This window comes from Bacillus sp. FSL H8-0534 (assembly GCF_038005885.1).
In the GTDB taxonomy this organism is placed as follows: Bacteria; Bacillota; Bacilli; order Bacillales; family Bacillaceae_G; genus Bacillus_A; species Bacillus_A pseudomycoides.
On record NZ_JBBOUC010000003.1, the window covers coordinates 39,397 to 64,975 of the forward strand.

A 25,579-nucleotide genomic window follows, 5' to 3' on the forward strand; every position below is an offset into this window, starting at 1 on the left:
GAATCAATCTAAAAGATGAAATTCAAGTGGAAATCCTACTACTTTTGTCGTAGAATCCCCACGTATCACCACATCCCCATCAAGTTACTATCTTTAAAAAGGCCTACACAAAAATTCTGTTTTTCTACAGTTAGTTATAAGGATTCATCTTACTTTTTCTTTTTGAGATTGCTCTGTTTTCTTAAGTTGATGGGCATGGGGTACCGCCACATGGCTATCAAGCTAAGAAAATACAACTCCCCCAGAACGAGATTTTGTCCTAATTTGTAATAAAAGAGCTCATTTTTTCGTTTTGGGGTGGATTTGTTTTCTTAAGTTGATGGATGTGTGTGGTAGGCCCCCTACATGGAATCCTACTGTCTTCGTTTTAATTCAGAAATTTCTAAATTAACTTTCTTTTTATTTAAAATTGTAATACAATTGAGTTAAATAAATTTAACTGGTTAAAAAAAGGATGATGCATAATGAAACAAAAAGCCATTTCCATTATCGAAACATATGAACAATTAAAAGTAATAAGCGATCCATTACGTACAAAAATGCTTATATACTTAGTCGAAAAGCCATATACAGGTCATCAACTTGCTCAGCTTTTAAATCTTTCTCGCGCAAAAATACTCTATCACCTCCGCGAACTAGAAAAACACAACATCATTCAATTAGTAAAAAAAGAAGAACAGGGAGGGAATATTTTAAAGTACTATCAGGCTGTTTCGCGTGGCTTTATTCCTGCAAATCACTTACTTCACTACATTGAATCGCAACAGGCAACAAGACAATCCTATTTAGAAGTATTACATCGTGCACAAACAAGAGTATTAACTGCTCCAGATACCTCATTCGATTTAACATCTTCCCATGTTGAAGATTGGCCAAGTATCTCGATGCAAACAGAATTCTCATTAACAGAAGAACAATTTATAAAGTTTTTAAATCAGTATAGAAACCTTGTTAAAGAAACTTTAGCAGCTTCCACAGAAACTGATACTAATAAAAACTTTTATGTTACAATCACAGGTTTTGAAATTGATCAACTGCTCTTTAACGAAGATTTATAATTCATTATTTGTGGGGAGGAATATTCTTTGAGTGAGCCGTTTATATCACAACAAGTTCAACCTAAGTATACAAGCATGTCATTATTTAAAAATCGTGCATTCTTATTTCTTTGGTTATCTAGTACCTCTTCTTTTCTTGCTCTTTCAACCTACCTATTTGCAGAGCAATGGTATGTTATTCGATCTTTAGGTCAGGAATCAACACTTGGGATTGTCATGATGGTAACTCTAATCCCGCGAGTCCTCCTAATGACTGTTGGAGGTGTATGGGCAGATCGCTTTAAACGTTCAAAAATTATGTTGGTTTCTAGCTTCACGCGTTTTTTACTGGTTTTTGTAATGATTACTTTATTACATTTACATCTATTAAATTTATGGTCGTTACTGTTTTTTGCACTACTATTTGGAATTCTGGATGCTTTCTTTTCACCAGCGAATCAGTCTCTTCTTCCTCTTCTAGTCCCAAAAGAGATGTTAACTCGATCTAATTCCTTTATTCAAACTTCCAATCAAGTTGCAATGTTTGCCGGACCAATGATAGGCGGCTGGATTATTACAGTTAGTTCTTTCTCGGTTTTATTTCTCTTCGTTGCTTGCTTTTTATTAATTACATCCGCTTTCACTTTATGTATTAAAGAAAAAAATTCTTCACCGTCTTCTAAGCAAGCATCTACCAGACAAGAGCTATTAGAAGGTTTTCAATATGTATGGAACATGCCTTTTTTAAAATCTATACTTTTTATTTTAATGACAATAAACGTCCTCTTCTTTGGCCCTTTACTTATGGGAATTCCATTATTAGCGAGCGAGGTATTACATGGAAAGGCAGTTGAGGTAAGTTTTTTACAAAGCTCTTATCAAGGAGGAATGCTAGGAGGCGCTTTATTGATTGGGCTTTTAAATATTAGGAAAAATAGAGGTCTTTCTATTCTAATACTTATTTCTTTTCTTGGTATTTTTCTTTCTCTCCTTGGTCAAATGTATGTTTTATGGCAAGGAATCCTTTTACTTGTGATGATGGGTTTCATGTCTTCTATGATTAATGTACCACTGGTGTCTATTATTCAAGAAAACAGTGAAACAGATAAGCTAGGGAGAGTTATGAGTTTCGTAAATGCCTCTTCGAACGGTTTAGTTCCGCTATCTTATGCTTTTGTATCTATATGCTTAACATTTGGCACTTCTATATCTAACATTCTACTATGTTGTGGCCTACTCATAACTATCTTATCCATTCTTTTTATAACAAAATATAAAATTGTACGTGATACAAATTAACTAAACAGTGCAGTATTTCTAGAAATTAAATGTTGGTTCAGGTTAAGCAGGTGGAGCGATGCTATTTATAAATGTACTAAAAATTTTTTCCGTATTGGGTGTACAGAGGTATCTTATTTTTATTGGAAATAAGTATATTATTCGGTATTAGCATATTGATTTTTAATACAATACATTAAAACTAAAAAATTCATTGTTCCCCAAAACAAAATACTCCATAAAATGAAAAAATACGCTATTCTTTCTGTAGAATCATAGGAAAGGATGGCGTTTTGTATGTCTATTTCTGTATCTGATGAATTACAACTATTTGGTCAAGAACTTCAAAGCTTTTTATCCCCACATATCTTAAGAGATCTTGCTAGAGATGTTGGTTTTGTACAACGAACTAGTAAGTACCAAGCAAAAGATTTAGTCGCTTTATGTGTATGGATGAGCCAAAATGTTGCTACGACTTCTTTAACTCAGTTATCTAGCTGTTTAGAAGCATCAACAGAAGTGCTCATCAGTCCTGAGGGACTGAATCAACGATTTAATAAATCAGCCGTCCAATTTTTACAACACATATTAGCTGAACTACTAAACCAAAAATTGACCTCATCTATGCCGATTTCTTCTCCATATACTTCTGTTTTCAAGCGTATTCGTATTTTAGATTCAACTGCATTTCAACTTCCAGATCCTTTTTCATTCGTTTATCCAGGTGCAGGAGGATGCAGCCATACAGCGGGAGTAAAGATTCAGCTTGAGTATGATTTATTAAGTGGACAGTTCCTTCATATTCATACAGGTCCAGGTAAACAACATGATCGAACCTACGGTTCCTTGTGTGTCCCAACTCGTGTGATTGTTCATCGACTAACAAAAGAACAGCAACAAAAACGATTACAAGATCAAACTGTAAGAGAAAAAAAGAAAGGAATGAAGTATTCCGCTCGTAGTAAACGACTTAGCGGTATCAATGTATATATGACAAATACTCCTACAGATATTGTCCCAATGGGACAATTGCATGATTGGTATTCTTTACGTTGGCAAATCGAGATTTTATTTAAAACGTGGAAATCATTCTTTTATATTCATCATTGTAAAAAGATAAAACGAGAACGATTGGAATGCCATTTGTATGGGCAATTGATTGCCATTCTGCTCTGTTCTTCTACCATGTTTCAAATGCGGCAATTACTTCTTATGAAAAAGAAACGAGAACTGAGTGAATATAAGGCCATATATATGATTAAAGATTACTTTCTTCTTCTTTTCCAAGCTATACAGAAAGACACCCAAGAGCTATCAAAGATTCTAATTCGCCTGTTCAACCTCCTACAGCAAAACGGGAGAAAATCTCATCGATATGAGAAGAAAACAGTCTTTGATATATTAGGTGTCGTTTACAATTGTACCATGTCTGATAATCAAGCGGCTTAATTTAAAAAAATGAAACCCGTTAGGGTTTATTTCGTATGCAAATCTTTAAATTTACTACACGTAGCCTTTAGAAAAAAGAAGCAATCTCTACTATGATTGACGTTGTATGAGCTTAGCTTGATAGCGATGGGGTACCGCCAGCATTTTGGAAAAAACCCACGCTAAGAGTATGTAAGATTTTATACAGTTTTTGGACTAATCCAATAACAAACGGGAACCCTGAAACCCACGCCAGGATAGGAATGTATAGAAAAATGAATAGAGTCATAGAAAAAGAAAAAGGCGGATTCCTTGTGAGAGTAGGATTCCACCTTGTCCTTGCTACCGATAATGAGACTTTATGTTAGCTTTGCATGAATATCTTATACAACCAAAATTTCGCAATACATCCTTTCTTCTGAATGATACAATAAAGAAAAAGATGGGGATTTATCATGAATTAAAAAGGGAGAAGGTGATTGATCTTTTATGATTTCTATTTCGATATTACATAACAATTTGGATCACATTAACGGATTTATTGTTGATGGTCATGCGAATTATTCCTCTTATGGTGAAGATATTGTTTGTGCTAGTGTTTCAACAATAACTATTGGTACAGTGAATGCTATAGAAAGGTTTTGCCAAGTAAAAATGCAAACAGAGGTACGCGATGGATATTTAAAAGCAATAATACCAATTGATAGAAATGATAAAAAAGGATTTTCTAAGTCTGGTCATGATATACAATTATTATTACAGTCTATGGCATATACGCTTCGAGATTTAGAGAAAACTTATGCGAAACATATACGTATTACTACAAAAAATATATAACTGAAGAACTTCAGATAACGATAATTATGGTGCGACAAGAAGTTGCATTCCCACAGTGTAGCTTACGCTACCCCTCTAGACGCAAAGAAGGTCTCCATCCGAAACTGTATTTCTGGTAACGGGAATGTAGGTTGCATGAGGAAATGCGGAAACAGAGGACAAATGCATGGTCCGGAACACTGCTAGGAGAAGATAGGTATGGTAAACGAGAGTGAAGGTTTGTAAGCTTCGTAAACGTTAGCTCAAGATAATGCATGGCTTTGCTTGGGTATTGGCAAGAGGAAAAGTAGGGTCATAATACTACTGTGCTGCGTCCCGCATCTTGCTCGGAGTAAAGAACCTGCCTAACCCTATCGCATCTGTGGAATGTGGAACTTGGTAAGCCCTATGTTATCTGTATAAACAGTAGAGAGATCGAAAGGTCAAACGATGTAACAGAGGGTATGGGATATGGGAGAAAGCAAATGCCGTTATACCGAAAGGTAACAGGAAAGCAAAAATGTATAACTGAACGGATACTGTCGTCCTTTTGAACACATTATGACAGACTTGAAAGAGGGCCCACTTCCCATAGGTCTTCAACACATAAATACATTTGTGGTTAACTTTTGATGAAAAGGAGCGTGCAGTTATGAACACCTCAGAACGAGCGTCGGCGCACGCTTCATATACAAATTGGAATTCAGTAGATTGGCATACAGTCCAAAAGTATGTGATGAAGCTACGACAAAGAATTTATCGTGCCGAACAACAAAAGAAACTTAGAAGAGTCAGGAAACTTCAACGATTACTCCTACGGAGTGAAGCTAACTTACTGTTGTCCATTAGAAAAGTAACACAACAGAATAACGGAAAGCGTACCTCTGGAGTAGACGGTTATACAGCACTTCATTCTGGAAAAAGAAACGAATTATACCGACAGCTAAAGAGGCTCAGTATATTTCAACATCTTCCCAAGCCAGCGAAACGAACCTATATCGCTAAAAAAAACGGAAAACTGAGACCTCTCGGTATTCCAACTATCAAAGACAGAGTCTATCAAAATATGGTGAAAACGGCGCTAGAACCGCAATGGGAAGCACGATTTGACCCCGCCTCATACGGGTTCCGACCGAAGCGGAGTACACACGATGCCATTAGTAATATCTTTAATAAGATTAACACAAACAGTAAGAAAAAGTGGATATTTGAAGGCGATTTTAAAGGATGCTTTGACCATCTAAGTCATCATTGGATACGAAAACAAACTTACAGTTTTCCAGGAAAAACACTGATTCAGCGATGGTTGGAGGCTGGATATATAGATCAACATTCTTTCTCTGAAACAAAGGAAGGAACTCCGCAAGGAGGAATTATATCCCCGCTTCTAGCTAACATTGCATTACACGGAATGGAGGAGGAACTTGGCGTTATATATCGAAAGACATATAAATCCAATGAAAGCTACGCAATTCATCCTAAATGCAAAATAGCGATTGTTCGATACGCGGATGATTTCGTTGTCTTAACAGAAACGAAACAACAGGCTCAATCCATATATGAAAAGATACAACCGTACTTGAATAAAAGAGGACTTGAGCTGAGTATTGAAAAAACAAAGGTGACTCACATTGAAGAGGGATTTGATTTCCTAGGTTTTTCCGTACGTCAGTACAAAACGTGGAAAGGGAATAAATTACTGATTAAACCCAGCAAAGATAGCGTTAAGAAGGCAAAGGAAAAGATAAGGAATACGTTCCGCATCATGAGAGGACAGCCTATTGGGGAACTCATTAAAGTGTTAAACCCAATTATTAGAGGGTATGGACAATATTGGAGACATGTCGTATCTCAAAAGACATATGATAAAATCGGTCATTATATTTTCGAGAAAATATGTAAACATCTTATCCGATTGCACCCTAAGAAATCATGGAAATGGATAAAGAAGACTTACTTCAAAAAGCCTCATCACGGAGGCAAGGAATCTTGGACTCCGACCTGTCCTCTAACAAATATCCAGCTCTTACAAATGCCTTGGTTTAAAATTAAACGGCATGTGATGGTCTTATATAAGAACAGTCCCGATGACCCTACTCTTAAAGAATACTGGGAAAAGCGAGACCGTAAGGTCTTTGATGGAACAAATACCTTAGATAGAATTAAACTGGCGAAAAAACAAGGGTATCGTTGTGCATTATGCAGACAACCACTACAAAATGGAGAAAAGGTTATTATACGTGATTTACCAATACACTCAAATAAGGTTACAAAGCTAGTACATGTACCTTGCATCAAGTAAGAAGTTGTTTGGATAAAAAGAAGGCTTGAGCCGTATGACGGGAAAGCTGTCACGTACGGTTCTTAGGAGAGTTAGGGGCAGTGATGCCCCTCGCTTATCCGACTAAATGAGCTGTCCAAATGGATGGCTTATTTTTTTCTTAGCGTGGTTTTTTCCAAAATGCTGGCGATACCCCAAATTGCAATTGCCTTGAGGTTTTTGTACCAGAACCGGTCTATCTATAATACTTGATACACCTTTCTTGAAAAGGGATTCTATCATCAATCAGCACTTCTTCTTGCAGCAATTTTGTTATATTCTCTATTTTTACAATGAATAGTGCGAAGAAGTCTCCCGAATTTGGATATGAAAATAGTCCATACCCCTTTGGTGACAGTATTTTGTTGGCCTCCTTAATCTTTTCAGGTAAAAATTCATAATTAAATGCTTCTAATTTTTCGAGTTCTTCTTGTGTTGCTAATTCAATTTGGTGGGCAAATTCGTAATCAAGAATAAAATTGACAATTTCTTGGTATTGCTCACCTTTATAGTCAACGTATAAAAACTGTTTCGTCGTCAATCCATATTTTAATAGGTCTTCATGTAAGTCATAACTTCCTTGTTCCTTCAAAAACGTTTCCAAATCCTTGCTATCAGGAAATATAATCTGCGCTATCCCTTGATCAGGCATATTAGCTTCCTCCCTTTTATTGAAATAATTCTCCATGCTTGTTAGGAATATATTCCGGGTAGTTTTTACGATAAAATTGATCAATCATTTGAAGCACGGGGTCCCATTCAGGGTATGGCTCACGTTCTCCAAATACCATTTTCGCTTCTGGAGTATTCATCAGAAAATTATCGAATTGAGTAGGTACTGGCAATCCTAGTTGTTTTCTTACATGGATCAAGAATAAGATTTCAAAAGGATAAAATCCGTATCTGAAATCACCAAATTCACCGAACTGTCCGATTTCAGAAGCTAATGCAGAATGATACTCAGACATTATCGAAATTAGATGTTCTATTTCTTCTAAATTACCAGTCGACCAACGTCCCAGCACTTCATCATAAATGTTCAGGTCTTCAGGGATTAAGTCGCATCGTAGTTCAGCTTCCTTAAACTTATTTATTACGGCTAGATGCAATTTTTCATTCGTTCCCATGATGGTTTTATTTTTATACTGCAAGTACAGCTCTAGCAAAAACCAAATATGTCTATCCTTTTCATTGGCATTTATTAAATGTCCACCGAAGTGATGAGCCATAAAATCATATAATATATTTTCTTCTTTCTCCCATCCATACATTGCAAAATGAACTAATGTGAGGACGACTTCTCTAAACGAATATTCCAACATCATCCCAGGATACCTGATTGTATAGAGATCCTGTCCCATGCACTGGTAAAATAAGACCTTCTGCATGTTCTTTAATCCTTCTACATTGTTTCCACCGCTGATCAATACATCATTTTTCCATAGTGACAAGTGATATGAAGAAATTTGGTTTAGATTTATTAATAGTATGTGATCTTTATCTGTTTCATTTTGCTCAACGATTTCCTCATTCTCTCTTCTACTAACATTATATTCATCTTTAACATCTTCAAATTTGATTCCATCCACAAAATTTTTGCTATATCTTTTAAAAGCCATTTCTAACTTTTTTTGGTTTATCATTGTATCCTCCCATTTGTATGTTTTCTAATTTCTGTTTCTAAACATAAGTGAGACCCCAGTTTCAACCACTCTTATTTTAACTCAAATGTAAATTATAGTAACTTATTAAATTCACTTTTCTTAATTATTCAGCCTTTTACCTTAAAAAATCGAATGTAAACTAACACCCATTAGTTTACATTCAAAACATTGATTTTACTGACTTTATAGCATTTTAACCATTTTAAGCAAAAACACTAACAAAAGTATACATTCAAAACGTTGTCTTTAAAGAATTTACAGAACTACCTCGTTTTTTAGTTAGCTATCTCTATTTTTGTTCGTTGAGTTTGTTTGTTTTGTTAGGATTCGTCAAATTCAATCGTCACTACCTTATCAATAGAAACAAATCTAATCGCCTTACTGTTACTCATTTTATTTAACTCAAACCACGACCCAGGAGTAAAAAATGCTAGTCCTTGTCTATCGATTAATTCCTTTATTCGTTGTGCTTCATAACCTCTCACATATAACTCTTGTCCATCAACCATTTTCACAGTTAACTCTAACATCCTCTCATCCCTTATCTTCCCTTATCGCTTTCAATTGCTCCATTTCCTTCTCAGCAGACTTCTCAATCCATTCTTCTTCCACCTTATTCATCTCACCAATCCGATATCCAAAGTAAATCACCAGTAAAGTAACAAGTGTACCTAGAAAGTATCCCGTTAAGCTTCCTAACCAAAACATCCCATCTCTTCCTTCTCAAAATAAAATAAGACGCTAAACCGATAACGGTAGCGCCTAACGAAGTAACTATAGAATTAATCATTAATAAGTATATCTGGACCCTTCCTCAACATATATGCAAAACTAGAAATAAACACTATACAAAATATAATAATAGAAGGCCACGTATTAAAATAAAATCCTTTACCTGCAATTAATCCGTATATATTTTGGAACAAGAAATTAGTACCTAAGATAATTCCCCCTAATATCGAACTGACCACAATGCTGATTAAATAAAATTTGAATTTTTGAAACATTTTTCCTCTACCCCTTTTCTAAAATCAACTTTATTTAGTTCGTTTTAGAAAATTATACCATTCTCATTTTTTTATATCCTTAAATCTAGATGCATTTAAGAATATTTTAAGAAAAGGAAGCGGAAGTACTATCTCTTCAAATGTCCATTTTGTTCAATTAAAAAGAGCATCCACATCAGTAGATGCCCAAACGTGTAGGAGTTTTCAATGAGTATTGAATAGGACCTGAGAGAGGTTGTCCTACACTATAATATATGCTTGTCCATCTCAAAAGGTGCAAATAAAAGAGCTCTATACCTATTTATAGAGCTCGTTATGCGAGTAATGGTGTATTTATGTTGACCTGATATTGTATGTCGAGAACTTCCTTGTGTGCAAACGAAAGAGAACACTCCCCCAAGTTAAGTGCTCTCTCGTAAAAATCGATGGGGTAACATGTTGGAAACCGTTCTGTATCATTGTATGATTTATCAATTAGCGTTATACCTAAATCATTCTTCAATTACGTTTATTGTGTAATTTCTATATAACAAATAAAAAAGCAACCGTTATGGATGCTTTTAAATCTTTTCTATAACATAAACCATTGTCTTTCTTGATGGTGCATGATAAGAGTAACCTTCATTTCTATGAACGTATATTTCATATTTACCCATCACTTGAAATCTTTCTGTTTCAGATTCACCGAATTTTGATACAGAATCGCATAAAATAGTTAATTCTTTTCTATTATTGCATAACAAATTAGAAATTTGTTTTTCGGTATATATTCCTCCAATCGCTAATTCTTTCAACATTTCTACATATTGCATAATTTCTCCACCTTTCCCATTCTATTTATTCAACAAAAACCATAATTATCCTTTTATTCAAATAAATAAGAACCTATCACCGAAGTGACAGCTTTCCAAAGGGATGGGAGAAACATTCACGAAAGGAGAATTTCGAAAATAAATCAATTCAAGGTCAAGATTACTCTCAATCTTCTCCAAGTCACCGCATCAATACTATATCGTGTCAGTAACTTGGAGAAGAACGAAAGTCTTCTCGTTTATAGTCCGTAAACTTCGAGAGGTATGGGTCCTCTCTTATAAAGGTCCTTTAACCTATATCAAGACGTATCATTTCTTCCGACGCCTTGCGTGAACCAACACATTTAGGCGGAGGGGATAACCACTGTATTGGCTCAAACAAAGAGCGGAAGCTCTCTGCTTATCAAAAATTCGTGAGTAATCGATAAAAGTGTAATGTGCTCAAAATAACGATGCATTCTTGTTCTTATTACGTATTACTTGTTTTGAAATGTGCGATTCATTCAATCATATAAACCATCACCCATTCCATTTTCAAATGTGGAGAAATCATAGACATGACATCTAGTATTATGTTTACTTTCAACCCAAGCGACGACTCTTGAGCTGAATGATAAATACAAAATAATTTTGGGAAGCTCTTATTCCCTCTAGCCTCCGCGTCACCGAGTAACGTAATTATAATGGGCACGCTATCCCATGAAGCGTATTCTCTTTTCAAAGAACCTTCATGAGATAATCGTACCGTTGATTCCATTTGCAAAAACTCCCCAAAAAATACGCTATATCTCTGCGTTTTCTCTGCCATTTTCAAATGATTCCTAATGTAGTAGCAATCAATTTAATAGCACTTTTCTTCTTCTCATAAAAGTATGAGTTCTTCATCATCAATTCATTTTGTACGAATGCATCTTTCACTGGTTTATTATCTAAGAACTTCATAGTAATGATGTTTCTTTCATCATCATCTAGGATATTGTTTAATGCCTTTTCGATTTGTTGCACCTTCATCCTACTTGTTACTCTCGAATCACGTAATTCTGGAAACAGACTGATTCCTTCTTGTTCCACTTCATTATTGAATCGCATTTTCAGCGCTCTGTATTCTTTCAAGATGCTCACGACCTCTTTCTGCACCTTTTTATCATCGATTTCTGGTAATAAAGATAATTGTTCCAAGTTGGAATCCCCCTATTTCGAATTTTAGTTTTTACACTCACATTAGGTATGTGAAATTTTAATACCTATCTTCTGAATAAGGGAACGATGCTTAGTAAAGTAGCCCCCACCAATCTACTCATCATCGTTCCGTTATCCATTAAGCTGTTGTTCTATTGAATGCTTCTATTTGTTTATCCTCATCATGGATTACCCATCCATCCTTAAAATGTTGCATTAGCTCGTGATACTTAAATACATCGAATATCCAAACATACTGATTACTCCCAAAACCTGGTTCTTTTCTATACAGCATGAATTCTCTTATACCCTTGTATCTTGGAATCATCTATTCAGCCCCTTTATTTTCTTATCCAACCTTTCTGTTTGTCCTTCATAACAACAACTAACTCCTGCTTATATCGGTATTCAAACATCTTCTTCATATATGGAAAGCGATCGTTAGCATAACCTTTGACATCAATCACTTCCTGTGTTCCATCCTTATAAGTAACTAAGAAATCTGCTGTGAATTTCCAATCTCTTCGCTTCTTCCGTTTACCATCTCGTGTAGTAATATAAAACCCTTCAAGGAGCATGTACTGAGGTTGTAGCTTAATCTCAACAACCTCAGGGTTACTCTTTAAGAACAGGTAATACTCTGCTTCTGTTTTACTATCAAACTCAATTCCTAGTACGACTGTTTTTCTACTATTAATACGGCCTGTCTTCTTTTTGCGCTTAAACAACTTGTTTCCTCACTTCCTTCTAATATGGAATGCTTCCTACATAATCTTTTGAAACACCCCATTGTGTTTTCCTAGGTATTCACCTTCGACTCTTTGTATAGATTATGCAAACCCTAAGTTAACTGGTACCCAAAATGGGAATACATTTCCTACTTTCAATTCATTAATCATTTCCTCATCCTCCAAATAAATCTCAATATTCTGTATATAATGTATATAGGCGATAGCCATAACTCATTTAAATGAGCCTCCAGCAACCTGAGTTCCCATCCCGAGAGAGCAGTTAGCTTTAGCTAGCTGTTCTTTTGGTTGTTTAAATAAAATTCAAAACCTCGATCATACTATACTTACATCCAGATTCTCATCTGTGATATTAGGCTTTTCCCCTTTCCCTGAGGGCGGGCAGTTAGCTTTTGCTAGCTGCTCTTTTTGAGTTTGTCCGAATAAAATTCTAAATTTTGTCCAATACTATAAATGGGCTGATACAGCTTGAATTCACAGTGACCTCTGTAATATTCTTTCTCCCTTTCCCCGAGGGCTGAGCAGTTAGCTTTTGCTAGCTGCTTTTTTCACATTTTAATTATATTAAGCGTATATTAATACTGATTATGATTGGTATTACGCCTACCTCTCAAGGGCACTTATATACAGTGCTCTTTTTTAATCTGCATAATATTCCTAATCCTGTTTATACTATAAATGTAACTTAAAGTGGTTCTGGTGCAAAAACTCTAAAACTTTTGCACCAGAACCAGAAAATGGATTCCGTTTTGCAAAAAATGGGCGTTCTAAAGTCCTAATTAAAAAACATCTAAAACTTAGCCTTGCTTAAAAAAAATTAATTAGCAAGGCTATTTGTCATGTATTCTTATACCCTCCAAGCAACCTATCCTTTTTCGACACAAGGAAACTCAAAACATCTCTCAGTTCCTATAATTATTTCTCATTTTCTAGACTATTCTGCTATAAAATTTACACATATATGAAACTGAAAATTCACTTATTTACTCACAAATTAACCTTGAGATTTACTAAGATAAAGTCTTGAATCGCTTGGTATAATTAGCCTAACATCCCTAAAATAGATTCTAATGTTTTTATTGAGTTTAAGTTTTTTAAAACAAGAATTAATAAATAAGATACTCTTAAATCCAGCTTAAATTTTAATAGGAAATTCTGTCTCTTGGGATTATTAGTTTATTTATTGTTATTGGAAGTGCTATAGCTGCTATTGGATTTGTAGCATATCTCTTCGATTAGTATAAAAAGGGATGATAAATTTTGGTTGTTAAGTAAGTAGTTAAAACGGAAATCTAAAAGTGAATAATAAAAAAGTAAATTTTGATCACCTATAAGATTATGAAGCTGTTGCTCAATTTCTTTTTTTAGACGTATGGAATTCTCTCTATTTCTTGCACGAATTTGTAAATACCACTCATTTAATAACTCCGTCAACTGTTCATTCCCCTTTAGTTGTATGTTCATATAATCCTCCCATCACCCCATAAAATAATAAAGGGAATATTCTCACAATAAAATAATAGCAGATAAACAAAATATTAATCTGGAAAAGAGAGATGTTCCAATAATCGACTGAACATTATGAAATTATCGTTTTATCGTTAATACATCCATATCGATATTTAGAGATATTTGAGATATAGGGGAGGGATAAAAGTATCCCTCCTCAATTCGAATTCTTTGCAATACTATTTATCTCTTTATAAATCGTAATTTATTACAGAAAAATTGAACTTTATTTTAAATCTATATTTATGTATAGAAATAAGACTAAGATTTATATCTTTTTTTCTTTGATTCTTTTTAATACATTCATAAAATTGTTAAATCATAAAAAAACCTTGAAAAGCTCTTAGCTAATCAAGGAAAGGAGTAAATTAATCCTTTATATTATATTTCTCTCTTATTGTTATTAAGAGATTCCCCCATTTAAACAAAAAATAATGGCTATCAGATTGCCCGAATATATAATCATAAACATATCCCTTTTCTATTCCACTATTGAAAATAAGAATTTTTCTAGCCTTTTTTTGATAACCTACTATTTGTGACGAAAATTTGATATTCATTTCTATTATCTTGTGCTGGTACAATCACTCGCATACCAATTACATCCCCGTGTTTATATTCACCTAACGTCACTTTGCAACCATTCATTATATAGTCTGATTAGCCCACAGATTAATTACAATAAAGTTGTTCACCATTCGGCTTTGAAGGTATTTTTAAGTACGTTCAACATCCAAACTAAGCTAAGGTACTTACAAATGAAGGGGTCCTATTAATATTTCAAAAAACACCTAATCCCATCCTCCTACTATATTTTTAGTTAACCCCCTTGACTATAACGCTACGTCATAGTGCATAATTTTAACTATATTAAATAAGGGGTGAAAGAAATGAATATAAAATCATTACGCTCAGATAAAATATATCGAAAAATTTCACAAGCTCCAAAAGAGGAAAAGGTTGAGTTATACAGACAAGAGATGTTGGCTCCGTTTATGAGGAAATGGAAAATTCAACATGTTCCTTTTAAAGCTGAGGAGCCAAATAGTTTTGATGTTATTACATTGAATAATATAATGAGCATTTCTCCTACTCAGATTACAAATGAGATTACACGAGAATTAGACTTGATTTCATCTGATTCTTTTTGGTCTGAGTGTACAGAAGCTGTTAGGAAAAGCCTTCATTTATTTAAAGAGCATGATGTGAACCTACGTGTATCCGATTACTTATTCACGATTCTATTAGGGGATCCCAATAGCCCTTCGTTAATGTTAAATGAAGGATATAGTGGTGATGGAGGTATCCCTGGCTATATTATGTGTACACTTGTCCCAAATGAATACACAATACCTCGAATGAAAGCTGCTTTAGCACATGAATGTAATCATAATGTTCGATATCAATTTATTCAGTGGGATTATACTGTTACTTTAGGTGAATTAATTGTTAGTGAAGGGTTAGCAGAGAACTTTGCTACTTCTATTTTTGGAGAAGATCTACTCGGTCCTTGGGTATCGAAAACAACTATGGAAATGCTTAATAGACATATTAAACCTGTGCTCAAGGAACAATTACAATTAACAGGCTTTGATAAAATTGCACCGTATCTTTATGGTGATGAATTAGCAAAACTTCAAAACTATATGCCAGTCAATATGTCTTATGCTGCTGGTTATGCCTGTGGGTACTATTTAATTAAATACTATTTAGAAAAAACAGGTAAAAATATCTTTGAAGCCACAATAACTCCTGCTAATCTAATATTAGATGAAATAAAAGGATTTTGGGATGAAGAAACAATTATTAACGGGTGAACTACCCGCCACTTAGTAGCCCTTACGAGCTTACTTGAAGTGGGGGCTTCTCGGTTAGTCGTTACTTTTGATAGCTAACGAATTAGTCCTAAAACAGCCGAGCTAACTCCCTTGTTCCAAAGGTTATTTTGTTGCTATTTATGCTAATGCTACTAGGCGTATTGCTTCATTTTTGATATTGATGGCTGAGTTATAATCTCTATCGAGATTTACACCACATATACAAGAATATACTCGTTCAGACAATGGCATATCTTTCACACTTCCACAATTGCTACATGTTTTTGTGGAAGGAAACCATTTGTCTATTTTCACAAGTTGTTTGCCTTGTTCGTGTAGTTTATAAGCTAAAAAAGAAGTGAACATACGCCAACCATTGTCAGCGACACTTTTTCCAAAATTAAGTGCTTGCGACATTCCTTTCATGTTTAGGTCTTCAACAGCTACAACATCAAAATTAGTAGCTAACTTTTTAGACTTATGGTGAAGGAAATTCTTACGTTGGTTAGCTACTTTTTCATGTAACTTAGCTACACGAAAACGTTGTTTATTCCAACGCTCAGAACCTTTAGTACGTCTTGATAATACTCGTTGTGCCTTTGCTAATTGATTTAACATTTTACGGTAGAACTTAGGATAATTGGCTCTCTCATCCTCAGAACTAACGTATAATCCATCCATCGCAAAGTCTAATCCAACAACTGTTTCTACTTCTTTTTGTACAATCTCTTTTTCGTATTCAGTCAAGATGGACACATAGTATTTACCAGTAGGTGTCATGGAGATTGTACACGACTTGATAATATGGTCTTGTGGTATTTCTCTATGTTGTTTGATACGTACCATTTTCAGTTTTGGTAATTTGATATGACCATTTAACAACATAATATTTCCGTTTACTACATTCGTTGTATAAGACTTTCTGTCTTTTTTACTTTTGAATGTTGGGAAGTCATTTTGACCACTAAAGAAATTCTTATAGGCAGTTTGCAAGTTTAGTTGAGCATTTGCCAGAGCTAATGAATCAACTTCTTTCAACCATTCAAACTCTTCTTTGTATTTTGCTGGAGTTGGAAGCTTTTGTTTCTTTAGTTGTTCCTTATCACCTTTGTATTTCTCATACACTTCTTTACGTTCAGCCAACATTCTGTTATATACGAAGCGCACACAACCAAAGGTTTTACGCATAAGATATGCTTGTTCTTCTGTTAGGTACAAACGAAATTTATATGCTTTATTATGCTTTGTCATATCATTTCACCTCACTTCTCCCCTTGATTTTCGATATACTTCTTCACCAAGTCTACTGGTGCACCACCAGTAGTTAGTAAACAAAAACTTCTTGCCCAAAACATTTCTTTCCAAAGTTTCTTTTTCACTTGTGGAAATTCTTTCTTTATTAATCGAGAACTCGCACTCTTATAAGCATTAATGAACTTTGTCATTTCTGTATTAGGATGTGCCTTGAACAATATATGTACGTGGTCAACATCATGATTCCACTCGACTAACGTTATATTGTAATTCTCAGAAAGTCTTACAAACATGTCTTTTGCATAGTATGACATATCATCATCAAATACATTTCTTCTGTATTTCACGACCAATACAAGATGATAATACAACAAGAACACTGAATGATTATTACTATCTAATTTCACTTATATACCAACCTTTTTGTTTCATAAGACTGATTATACCATAGAGAAAATAAAAAGCACAGTTACGTGCTTTTTGGCTACGCCAAACCGAAATTCATCTCCCACCTACCGTTGGGCTATTGCCCTCCACACACTTGAGGAAGGAGAATTCTTTCGGGCAATTCGTTAAATATTTTTAATAATTCATCCATTTCACCGTTACAAGAACAATATGCTCATGAAGCGAAATTCATCTATGGAGAAACTGAAAAATACAAAGAATTTGAGGCGAAACTGAAAAAACTCTCTCCTAGTAAAAAAGCGAACCTATTTTCTGAATTTGAACTAAACATGGAAAAAGTATTTAGAAAAATTGCATCCTGTATTAATCAATCCCCTTCTTCTGATGAGGTACAGAAATTAATTGTAGAATGGAAAAGTTATCTTGAACAATCTATTGTATGTGACTCTGAAATGTTGATATGTATTGCAAATACGTATAAATTTGATAATCGATTCAAAAATTATATAAACCAATTTAGTAATGAAGACTTAGCTGAATTTTTATATAACGATATTATACATTATACTAATAGACAGAATCATTAATTTCATATTTTTATAATACAACATATAAATAAGAGATGGTGTTAATTGAAATTTCACACCATCCTTTTAAATAACTTTATTGTCACTGCACACCTTCATGGGGTTGCCTAAAGTTATTCTATTTTCGACTCCATCTTAACTTTTTTCAAAACGTGGCGACTTTATTTCAAATCCACAATATCAAATTTATAAAAAAGTAGGGAAACTTGTAAAACTATACAAGCTTCCCTACTTTTTACGTATTATTTAAGTTATTTTTTAAATAATTTAGCGAACCATGATTTTTCTTGTTGACTAGAGGCAACTAACTTCTTAGTTTCTTGTATTTCACGAATCACTTCTAATAGCTGCTGATCTCTGTTATTTATTTTCCCATCAATATTCTTTTGTTGTTCATCAATCTTATTCAATAACATATGATTAGTTTGTTCTAAATGATCTATGCGCTGTAAAAGCTCCATGTTCATGGCTTTTTGTTCTTGAAAATATATAGAAACCTCTTTCATACTTTCATACATCGTTTGAATAATTGGCTTCGTTATTTCGTCGTCTTCATCGCTCTCTTCTACTACAATATAATCTACGTTTTGTTTTAACATCTGTTCTATTATTTCTGGTGGCTCTTGTGCATCTTTCATATTAGCAATTAATTTAAACAACTCTAATGCTTCCTGTTCATATCTCAGTGTTCGCCCCTTCGTCCCAGCGACAGTTGGTAAATATGGTTTGAATTGATCCCGCCAGGCCTGAAGGGTTGTCCGTGGCTTCCCAAGCATTCTTGCTATATCTGCAAGGGAATATGTTTTCCTATAAGGCTCTTCCCTATCCATTCCATCGTCCTCCCCTCATCGTTATTTGTTGTTATCGATGTCCGACATGTTGTCATTGCATTGTTATTGATTATCATCCATGTCGGTCATGTTGTCATTACATTGTTATTGATTATCATTTATGTCGGTCATGTTGTTGTTTTACTGTTATTCATCATCTTTTATGTCCGACATGTCGGCGTCTAACTATTATGTGTCTTATTCGTTTGAAAGAAGGTATTTCCTTGTTTATTTTGAATTTTTTAAGTATATAGGTTAATTAAATAATAAGTACGATTCAAGTCGTACTTATTATTTAAAGTATTCTTATTTTTGATTAAATGTGCTAAAGTATAATTAAAAGTATCACTTAAGTCGTACTTAATGTATAAAGGAGGAATTATAAATGAAAATTGGAAGAAAAGTAGCGGATTTCGGAAATAGTTTTAATAATTTCATGGTCGATGGTTATTATATTGAACTTGCAACGAATGTAGTTAAAATTTCAAAGAAACAAGCTGAGGATTTACTTGTTGATCGTATTTCTAGACCAGAAGATTTACTAGATAGATTACTAATTTCCACTGAAATCGAAGGTGAAGAGTCTTTCTATTTAGTTGGGCAATTAGCTGAAGATAATCAGTTGGCAAACTCACATGTAAATAAGATGCACGATAAAATTAATAGTCCTATCCCATACGTAAGCTTTTTAGGAGCAATTGCATATTATCATGCGCTTAACGCTGAGCAAGAAGATAATGAAGTTGAAATTGAACACATGAGTATGATGCTTCCAATTTGGCTTTTAAAACGTGAAGAGAAATTTAGCATTGCTCATAAAAAAATGGAAGAAAGATTTATTGGTGAACATAAAGTTAAAGTGTTAACACCAGGAATGGAGAAAGAACTAACTATTAGAGTCAATTCAGCCAAATGTAGAAATGAATCAGAAGTTGCTAGACATTCTTTAAAATATAAAATGGTTTCAAAAGATCAGAATACAAATGTAATTAGTATTGAAAAGCGATATGAATCTGAGAGATTCGATGACTATGAAGTAGTTTTAACTGACATTGGTGGCGGCTCTACAGATGCTGTGCGATTAGGTAAAGGACTTACTACACCTAAGCACAGAGATTCTTTCCAAGTTATCGATATTGAGCCATTCTTAGGATATCTAGAACGCTTTAGAAAAGAAAAATTGATTCAATACTTTAAGGATCTAAGAACATTAGAGAAATTTATAGTCAATAATTATAAAGTACAAAAGTACGTACTATCGAATGAAAATACTGGTGAAGAATATGATTTTACAAATGAAATTGTAGAGGCACTGAAAGAATATGCAAGAATTTTAGTTGCTAAAATTCTTGATGTATTCATCCCATCTAGTACGAATACAGTGTTGAAATTCATTTATATTGGAGGCGAAGCACCCGTTTTAGAACCATACATCCGTCTAGCTTTATTGAATCATATGTCTGAAATGGCTGCTAAAAACAATCACTTCTTCTTGAACGATATTATTCAAAATAGCGACAAAGAAGTATTTGCTCCAACTTCACGGACAATTAATCTAACTGCATTAGAATTAAAAGTAATTGATGAAATGAAGGGACAGTTAGCCTAAAATAAAGGGACGTGCTGATAATGGCTAAAAATAGAAAAATGGCATTACATGCTGATAATATGCCTGAAGATGTATATGGAATTCTTAATGAAAAAGCTAATAGTAGACAATTAACAGCATTTGTTGTTGAACTGGTACAAAATGAAAAACGTTATGAGCAACTACTGCGGAAATTAGATCATGTAGAACAGAGATTAAATCTTTTAGATACAATTGAAAATAAATTGGATCTTCTACTTACTAATGGATTTGTTCCCATACAGAAACAAGAAGATTTAAAAATGGAAGAGCCTGTACTCCAAGAAGGTAAAATTGTTGATGCTAAGGAAGTACTTGGTGGTATTTCTGAAGAAGATAACGAAGAGATTGATTTCTAATTAGTAAAGAAGACCTTTAGGTATAATCCTAAGGTCTTTTATTTCAAATTCACACTATTAATACTAGTTGTTAATTATAGAATGAAAATTGAACTACTCACCACTTAACGTCCTTGCGGACTGTTTGAAGTGGGATAGCCTAATCCATTAGAGTTCTACTGAACTCTAATGGATTAGGCTATCCCCGTAGTTCCTACGGTTAAGAGACGAATTGCTTCATTTCTCAGATTGAGTGCTGCATTTCGATCTCGATCGTGATGTGTGCCGCAAGAAGGACAATCCCACACACGAATTGTTAGATTTTTAACGTCTTTGTTTTTGAATCCACAATTGGAACATAGTTGACTAGAAGCAAATGTTTTAGATACCACGACAACTTGTTTACCATACCATTTTGCTTTATATTCCAACATAGCTCGGAATTGTGACCAAGATACTTCACTAATCGCTTTTGCAAGCTTTCCATTTTTGAGCATGTTACTGACTTGTAAGTCCTCCATACCGATGACATCGTGGTTTTTGATGATTTCAGTAGAGAGTTTATGTAAGTAATCAGCTCTTGCATTTGCAATATGTTCATGGATTCGTGCAACTTTCACGCGTTGTTTATTCCAGTTCGAAGAACCTTTCGTTCTTCTGGAAAGGATACGCTGTGCTCTCGCTAACTTTTCTTCTAATATACGGAAGAATTTAGGGTTCTTGTATGTTGTACCATCAGAAAGAATGGAAAAATCTTTTAATCCAACATCAATTCCACAATTGGATTCAGTTTTAGGCATTTTTTGTACCTTTGTTTCGACAAGGACAGATACAAAGTATCTACTACTTGGGTTGCGTCTAATCGTTACATTTAAAATACGACCTTCTACTTCACGACTTTTGGCAAAGCGAATAAGGCCAAGTTTCGGTAATTTCATTTTGTTACCTACAATTGCAATATTTCCGTTTGTTTGCTTGGTTGTGTATGATTGAACTTTATTCTTTTTAGACTTAAATCGTGGGATATCATTCTGTTTCTTGAAAAAACGTGAAAAAGCATCTGCGAGGTTTTTCAATGTGGATTGAAGGGCAATACACTATCGACTTCTTTTAACCAAATCGTATCCTGTTTTTTCTTTAATTGGGTGAGCTCGGCAGAGCAAGAAGGATAGGTTAATCCTTTTCCTGTTTCTTTATAGGTATCATTCCAAAGAGCAAGAAAATGGTTAAATACAAAGCGACTGCACCCAATGGTTTTAGCAATTAATATTTCTTGTTCTTTATTTGGATAGATACGAAATTTATATGCTTTATTTACTAACATGGGTTGCACCTCACTTTATTGTATGATGCCTACAGTATACTAAAAAACGTAGGCTTACGCCTACCGCCATTCATCTCCCACCTAAAATTGGTGTTTCACACCTTCCCATTTTTGAGGAAGGAGTCTTCTGTCGGAAAAAGATAAATACTCTCTTTTGAAATCAATGGTTTAGATATTGTCCGTTATTTCTATAATTCTATTACATGTAACACCTCTATCACTGCTATAATCTTCTTTTCAATATAGAAATATCTCTATTTCTATAATTAGATATTTCCCTATATCCCTATTTTTTATCACGAATATTGAAATAGAAATATAGGGGGGACTTTCTAAACATAACTGGAGTAGGATTAGTGAAAGATTCTATTACATATAACACATATATCTACTTTACCTTCTTCACAATAGGGAGGTATCCCTATTTCTATATATCCTTGCTTTAGTTATCATAAATATAGAAATAGAAAAAAAGAGAGATAGTATCCTAATGTTTAATCGATATTTTGGCTAACCTTCGTACAAAGGAGGGGGAATCAAAATCTTTTAGAGAACACCATCTGATTTATAATCAAATCCTAAAGCACCTGCTCTAATACAAAAGTGCCTATCTTCTCCCCAAAAAGAAAGATTTTTAATTGGGGAGAAATTTTAACTCCAGCTTGTAAGGCCTTTCGATTAATAAGTGTGCAAGCGCCTAATCCTCCAACATAAATGGTTAAACTGTCTTATAAACAATTAAACTTTATTTCAACTCTACACTATTAATGATCGTTGTTAATTATAGAATGAAAGACAACTAGTCCCTTTTGAAATCAATGCTTTAGGTATTATCCATTAATTCTATGCTCCTATTGCATGTACCACATATCATTGTTATAACCTTCTTTACAATATAGAAATATCCCCATTTCCATAATTAGATATTTCTATATATCCCTACTTTTTATTATTAAACATACAGAAATGGGATATAGGGGAGTTTTTGAAAAGTAACTGGAGTGGTATAAATGGTTGTTTCTTTTACATGTTCCAAATATCAACGCTACAACCTTCTTTACAATGTAAAAATAGCGATATTGGAGGATCTTTTGAAAAAATAGCTGAGTAGTACAAATAGTTGTTTCTTTTGTGCGTACCAAATATTTCCGTATTACCTTCTTTATAATATAGAAATATCCCTATTTCTATAAGTGGATATTTCTATACACTCCTACCTTTGCTATCAAAAATATTGAAATAGGTCCTTACCTTCAAGTTAAGCCCATACAACATCGACTATAGGAAAGGTTGTTTCTTTTTTATAACACCCCAAACAAAAAGAATTGTACAGTTCACCTGAAGTTGTCAATTCTCTTATTTTGAGATATTTGCTTCTTTTAACTTGATGGGCATGAAATAAAGGGATATAAAGACTTTTTCAAATAATAAATGGAGCGGTATAAATGACAGATTCTATTGCATGTACCACATATCACTGCTATAATCTTCTATATAACATAGGGAAATATCCCTATTTCTATAAATAGATACTTCCCTATTTCTATAATTCTTTTACTAAAATATAGAAATAGGGATATATGTGGGTTTTTCAAATAATAAATGGAGTGGTATAAATGGCTATTACAATTACTGTTGGGAATTACAAAGGGGGCGTTGGTAAAACCACTAATGCTGTATTAAACTCTTATGAATTCGCAAAAAAGAGGAAACGAACTTTACTCGTTGACCTTGATCCGCAGAGTAATGCAACAAAATCTCTAATGTTAACAAAATCTATCCTTAATCCTGATGAAAAGGTAACTTTAAATAAAACATTAATGAAAGGAATTCAAGATGGGAATTTAGATGGATTAGAAATTGAAATAATGGAAAATTTATATTTAATTCCTTCTTATGTTGATTTTCAAGATTTCGCAAAATTTCTATATAAATCTTGTTCTTCGGAAGCAGAAGAAGATTTCTACTTTAAGGGATTACTTGAGAAAATAAAACATAAATACGATTACATATTTATCGATGTTCCACCTATGTCAATTGAAGTCACAAAAAATGCAGTTGTAGCTTCTGATTATGTTCTTATAACTCTACAAACACAAGAACGTTCTCTTACAGGTGCAGAAAACTACATTAACCAACTAATAAAATTAAAAGAGCAATATGATCTTGATATTGAAGTTGTAGGTATTCTTCCAGTGCTATTAAAAAATAATGGTAAAGTGGATGAATACATTATGGAAAATGCTCGTGAAATTTTTGGTGAAGAAAACCTATTTAAAAATATCGTTCCACAGATGGAACGTATTAAAAGGTTTGATGTAAACGGTATTACTGAAAATGATAGACATGATTTAAATGTAATAGAACTATACGAAAAGATTAGTGATGAATTATTGTCTCGTATCAATATTTTTGAAAGTTTGAAGGTTGGTGTATAACATGGCAAAAACTCCTGGATTATTAGTCAGAAAAAAGAGCAATTTTAATCCAACAGATCCTTATATCCCAAACGAGGATTCAGTTGTAACACCGGAGAAAAAGAAATTTAAAAACCAACAGGGCAGTATTAAAATTTCTAGTCAATCTAAGGAAGAGCTTGGAGCACTAATGAAACTCACTAATAAAAAATATGCTCATGAAATAATTGATTTACTTATACATCATTATGTAGAAAATCAATTAACTCCTGAACAGAAAAAGAAATTTAAATTATTAACAGAGATCTAGAAATATAGAAATATCCCTATTAAGAAATAGGGATATTTCTATATTTTCGTAGTTTAAAAAAATACCGTCACCAGAACTTCCACCTCGACTTTTTCTTCTCTTTTGCCGCTGCAGCTTCCTCATGATATTCCTTATGTAAAGTGATAATAAAGTTATTTAATTTCGATATAAAAATATAAGAGCCTTGCTACATTTTTTTGTCGTAAAGCTCTTTAAAGTTGTTTAATTCTTATGGAACTAAAGCACTCGTTACTCTATTTAGTTAAATAAGTTATTTATTAGGAAAATTGTCAATCACTTGGATAGCTAGTTTCAACGCTTTTATTCTCCTTTCTAAAAGCGTTCTTTGGGGACTACCAGCCTTTGACTTATCATAAATGTTATCAATTGATGGAAGCAAACCAGTAAGAACATTGCGAGCTTCTGCTAATTCTTCCTGGGTGTAATGATGGGGCCTTTGATTCCAAACGTTTTCTAGCATTGCTAAGCCGATGCAAACAGCTTTGAGTCGTTTCTTTACTAAGGTAGTATTTGTGCCTTTCTGAGTCATCTGTGACAAGGCATTTTCGAGTTTACTGATTGTCGATTGTAAAGATTTTATTGCTACCAATTTATCTACATTTGATACGTTTTCCATGTTAGTACTGTCCCTTCTTCGTTTCTGAATTATTTTGCCTGATACTTGATAAAATCGTTAAGAACCTGATTTCACTCGCAATATTTTACCATAACTAACTCTCTTTGAGAGGGATTCTCAAAAATCCGCCCCAATTGTTGAACACAAGTTAACTAACACTCTTCAACTAACCTGGCTGTTAGTCCAATAAGAATTAAACAACTTTATTATTTTTCAAACGACTTTATTGTA

General features: G+C 33.7%; 24 protein-coding genes and 3 pseudogenes. 11 read left to right on the forward strand and 16 right to left on the reverse strand.

Annotation, left to right across the window (positions count from 1 at the left end; genetic code table 11):
* Window positions 1-464: 464 nt before the first annotated feature.
* From MHH71_RS28580 to ltrA, 5 genes are all read left to right on the forward strand, one after another.
* Window positions 465-1,058 carry an ArsR/SmtB family transcription factor gene (locus tag MHH71_RS28580; RefSeq protein WP_002203041.1) on the forward strand — a complete coding sequence of 198 codons (594 nt, stop codon included), beginning with the start codon at window positions 465-467 and terminating at the stop codon, window positions 1,056-1,058.
* A 27-nt stretch (window positions 1,059-1,085) separates the two neighbouring features.
* Complete coding sequence (locus tag MHH71_RS28585) at window positions 1,086-2,336, forward strand: MFS transporter (protein WP_033799348.1); 1,251 nt, start codon at window positions 1,086-1,088, stop codon at window positions 2,334-2,336.
* Window positions 2,337-2,612: 276 nt separating this feature from the next.
* The gene (locus MHH71_RS28590; protein ID WP_033799347.1) at window positions 2,613-3,764 is read left to right on the forward strand and encodes an IS4 family transposase; all 1,152 of its coding nucleotides are present in this window, start codon (window positions 2,613-2,615) and stop codon (window positions 3,762-3,764) included.
* A gap of 468 nt (window positions 3,765-4,232) precedes the next feature.
* On the forward strand, window positions 4,233-4,580 hold the full coding sequence (locus MHH71_RS28595) for a ribosomal-processing cysteine protease Prp (protein ID WP_002162212.1): 348 nt from the start codon (window positions 4,233-4,235) through the stop codon (window positions 4,578-4,580).
* 631 nt (window positions 4,581-5,211) lie between these two features.
* The gene (gene ltrA, locus MHH71_RS28600) at window positions 5,212-6,861 is read left to right on the forward strand and encodes a group II intron reverse transcriptase/maturase (protein ID WP_006096946.1); all 1,650 of its coding nucleotides are present in this window, start codon (window positions 5,212-5,214) and stop codon (window positions 6,859-6,861) included.
* 214 nt (window positions 6,862-7,075) lie between these two features.
* Here ltrA and MHH71_RS28605 read toward each other — a convergent pair whose 3' ends face one another.
* From MHH71_RS28605 to MHH71_RS28655, 11 genes and pseudogenes are all read right to left on the reverse strand, one after another.
* Entirely contained in the window at window positions 7,076-7,531 is a 456-nt protein-coding gene (locus MHH71_RS28605; protein ID WP_078212223.1) for a DUF6630 family protein, read from the reverse strand.
* A 16-nt stretch (window positions 7,532-7,547) separates the two neighbouring features.
* A complete protein-coding gene (locus MHH71_RS28610) occupies window positions 7,548-8,522 on the reverse strand; it encodes a hypothetical protein (RefSeq protein ID WP_078212225.1) in 975 nt (324 codons plus the stop codon).
* Window positions 8,523-8,863: 341 nt separating this feature from the next.
* Window positions 8,864-9,073: a hypothetical protein gene (locus MHH71_RS28615; RefSeq protein ID WP_006097298.1), complete on the reverse strand. Its 210-nt coding sequence runs from the start codon at window positions 9,071-9,073 to the stop codon at window positions 8,864-8,866.
* 4 nt (window positions 9,074-9,077) lie between these two features.
* Window positions 9,078-9,251: a hypothetical protein gene (locus MHH71_RS28620; protein ID WP_006097297.1), complete on the reverse strand. Its 174-nt coding sequence runs from the start codon at window positions 9,249-9,251 to the stop codon at window positions 9,078-9,080.
* 74 nt (window positions 9,252-9,325) lie between these two features.
* Complete coding sequence (locus tag MHH71_RS28625) at window positions 9,326-9,550, reverse strand: hypothetical protein (protein ID WP_033799443.1); 225 nt, start codon at window positions 9,548-9,550, stop codon at window positions 9,326-9,328.
* A gap of 560 nt (window positions 9,551-10,110) precedes the next feature.
* Window positions 10,111-10,362: a hypothetical protein gene (locus tag MHH71_RS28630; protein ID WP_018780430.1), complete on the reverse strand. Its 252-nt coding sequence runs from the start codon at window positions 10,360-10,362 to the stop codon at window positions 10,111-10,113.
* 499 nt (window positions 10,363-10,861) lie between these two features.
* Window positions 10,862-11,119 (reverse strand): hypothetical protein, encoded by a 258-nt coding sequence (locus MHH71_RS28635; RefSeq protein ID WP_139358609.1) that lies wholly within the window; start codon window positions 11,117-11,119, stop codon window positions 10,862-10,864.
* 53 nt (window positions 11,120-11,172) lie between these two features.
* The gene (locus tag MHH71_RS28640) at window positions 11,173-11,541 is read right to left on the reverse strand and encodes an ArpU family phage packaging/lysis transcriptional regulator (RefSeq protein ID WP_006096910.1); all 369 of its coding nucleotides are present in this window, start codon (window positions 11,539-11,541) and stop codon (window positions 11,173-11,175) included.
* Window positions 11,542-11,680: 139 nt separating this feature from the next.
* Window positions 11,681-11,869, reverse strand: coding sequence for a hypothetical protein (locus MHH71_RS28645; RefSeq protein ID WP_033799318.1), 189 nt, complete (start codon window positions 11,867-11,869; stop codon window positions 11,681-11,683).
* 13 nt (window positions 11,870-11,882) lie between these two features.
* A complete protein-coding gene (locus MHH71_RS28650) occupies window positions 11,883-12,269 on the reverse strand; it encodes a DUF1064 domain-containing protein (protein WP_006096912.1) in 387 nt (128 codons plus the stop codon).
* Between the two features lie 1,272 nt (window positions 12,270-13,541).
* Window positions 13,542-13,754: pseudogene (locus MHH71_RS28655) on the reverse strand (response regulator aspartate phosphatase); the annotation flags it as partial.
* Window positions 13,755-14,689: 935 nt separating this feature from the next.
* On the opposite strand from MHH71_RS28655, the gene MHH71_RS28660 reads away from it, so the two are divergent.
* A complete protein-coding gene (locus tag MHH71_RS28660; RefSeq protein WP_018783440.1) occupies window positions 14,690-15,616 on the forward strand; it encodes a DUF2268 domain-containing protein in 927 nt (308 codons plus the stop codon).
* Between the two features lie 138 nt (window positions 15,617-15,754).
* Here the strand turns inward: MHH71_RS28660 and MHH71_RS28665 are convergent, their stop codons facing one another.
* Both MHH71_RS28665 and tnpA read right to left on the reverse strand, forming a co-directional pair.
* Complete coding sequence (locus MHH71_RS28665) at window positions 15,755-16,867, reverse strand: RNA-guided endonuclease TnpB family protein (RefSeq protein ID WP_006096916.1); 1,113 nt, start codon at window positions 16,865-16,867, stop codon at window positions 15,755-15,757.
* A gap of 11 nt (window positions 16,868-16,878) precedes the next feature.
* Window positions 16,879-17,277, reverse strand: a complete 399-nt coding sequence (tnpA, locus tag MHH71_RS28670) for an IS200/IS605 family transposase (protein ID WP_033797910.1) — start codon at window positions 17,275-17,277, stop codon at window positions 16,879-16,881.
* A 162-nt stretch (window positions 17,278-17,439) separates the two neighbouring features.
* On the opposite strand from tnpA, the pseudogene MHH71_RS28675 reads away from it, so the two are divergent.
* A pseudogene (locus MHH71_RS28675) lies at window positions 17,440-17,865 on the forward strand (TipAS antibiotic-recognition domain-containing protein); the annotation flags it as partial.
* A gap of 251 nt (window positions 17,866-18,116) precedes the next feature.
* On the opposite strand, the gene MHH71_RS28680 reads toward MHH71_RS28675, so the two are convergent.
* Window positions 18,117-18,695, reverse strand: a complete 579-nt coding sequence (locus tag MHH71_RS28680; protein WP_006096919.1) for a DUF3967 domain-containing protein — start codon at window positions 18,693-18,695, stop codon at window positions 18,117-18,119.
* Window positions 18,696-19,080: 385 nt separating this feature from the next.
* Here MHH71_RS28680 and MHH71_RS28685 point away from each other — a divergent pair, with 385 nt between their 5' ends.
* Window positions 19,081-20,304 (forward strand): ParM/StbA family protein, encoded by a 1,224-nt coding sequence (locus tag MHH71_RS28685; RefSeq protein ID WP_006096920.1) that lies wholly within the window; start codon window positions 19,081-19,083, stop codon window positions 20,302-20,304.
* Between the two features lie 20 nt (window positions 20,305-20,324).
* Window positions 20,325-20,681 carry a hypothetical protein gene (locus MHH71_RS28690; RefSeq protein WP_006096921.1) on the forward strand — a complete coding sequence of 119 codons (357 nt, stop codon included), beginning with the start codon at window positions 20,325-20,327 and terminating at the stop codon, window positions 20,679-20,681.
* 173 nt (window positions 20,682-20,854) lie between these two features.
* Here the strand turns inward: MHH71_RS28690 and tnpB are convergent.
* A pseudogene (tnpB, locus tag MHH71_RS28695) lies at window positions 20,855-21,984 on the reverse strand (IS200/IS605 family element RNA-guided endonuclease TnpB).
* 1,616 nt (window positions 21,985-23,600) lie between these two features.
* Between tnpB and MHH71_RS28700 the strand changes: the two are divergent.
* Both MHH71_RS28700 and MHH71_RS28705 read left to right on the forward strand, forming a co-directional pair.
* Window positions 23,601-24,422 (forward strand): ParA family protein, encoded by an 822-nt coding sequence (locus MHH71_RS28700; RefSeq protein WP_006097651.1) that lies wholly within the window; start codon window positions 23,601-23,603, stop codon window positions 24,420-24,422.
* A 1-nt stretch (window position 24,423) separates the two neighbouring features.
* On the forward strand, window positions 24,424-24,711 hold the full coding sequence (locus MHH71_RS28705) for a hypothetical protein (protein ID WP_006097652.1): 288 nt from the start codon (window positions 24,424-24,426) through the stop codon (window positions 24,709-24,711).
* A gap of 271 nt (window positions 24,712-24,982) precedes the next feature.
* Here MHH71_RS28705 and MHH71_RS28710 read toward each other — a convergent pair whose 3' ends face one another.
* Window positions 24,983-25,348, reverse strand: coding sequence for a hypothetical protein (locus tag MHH71_RS28710; RefSeq protein ID WP_006097653.1), 366 nt, complete (start codon window positions 25,346-25,348; stop codon window positions 24,983-24,985).
* Between the last annotated feature and the right edge of the window lie 231 nt (window positions 25,349-25,579).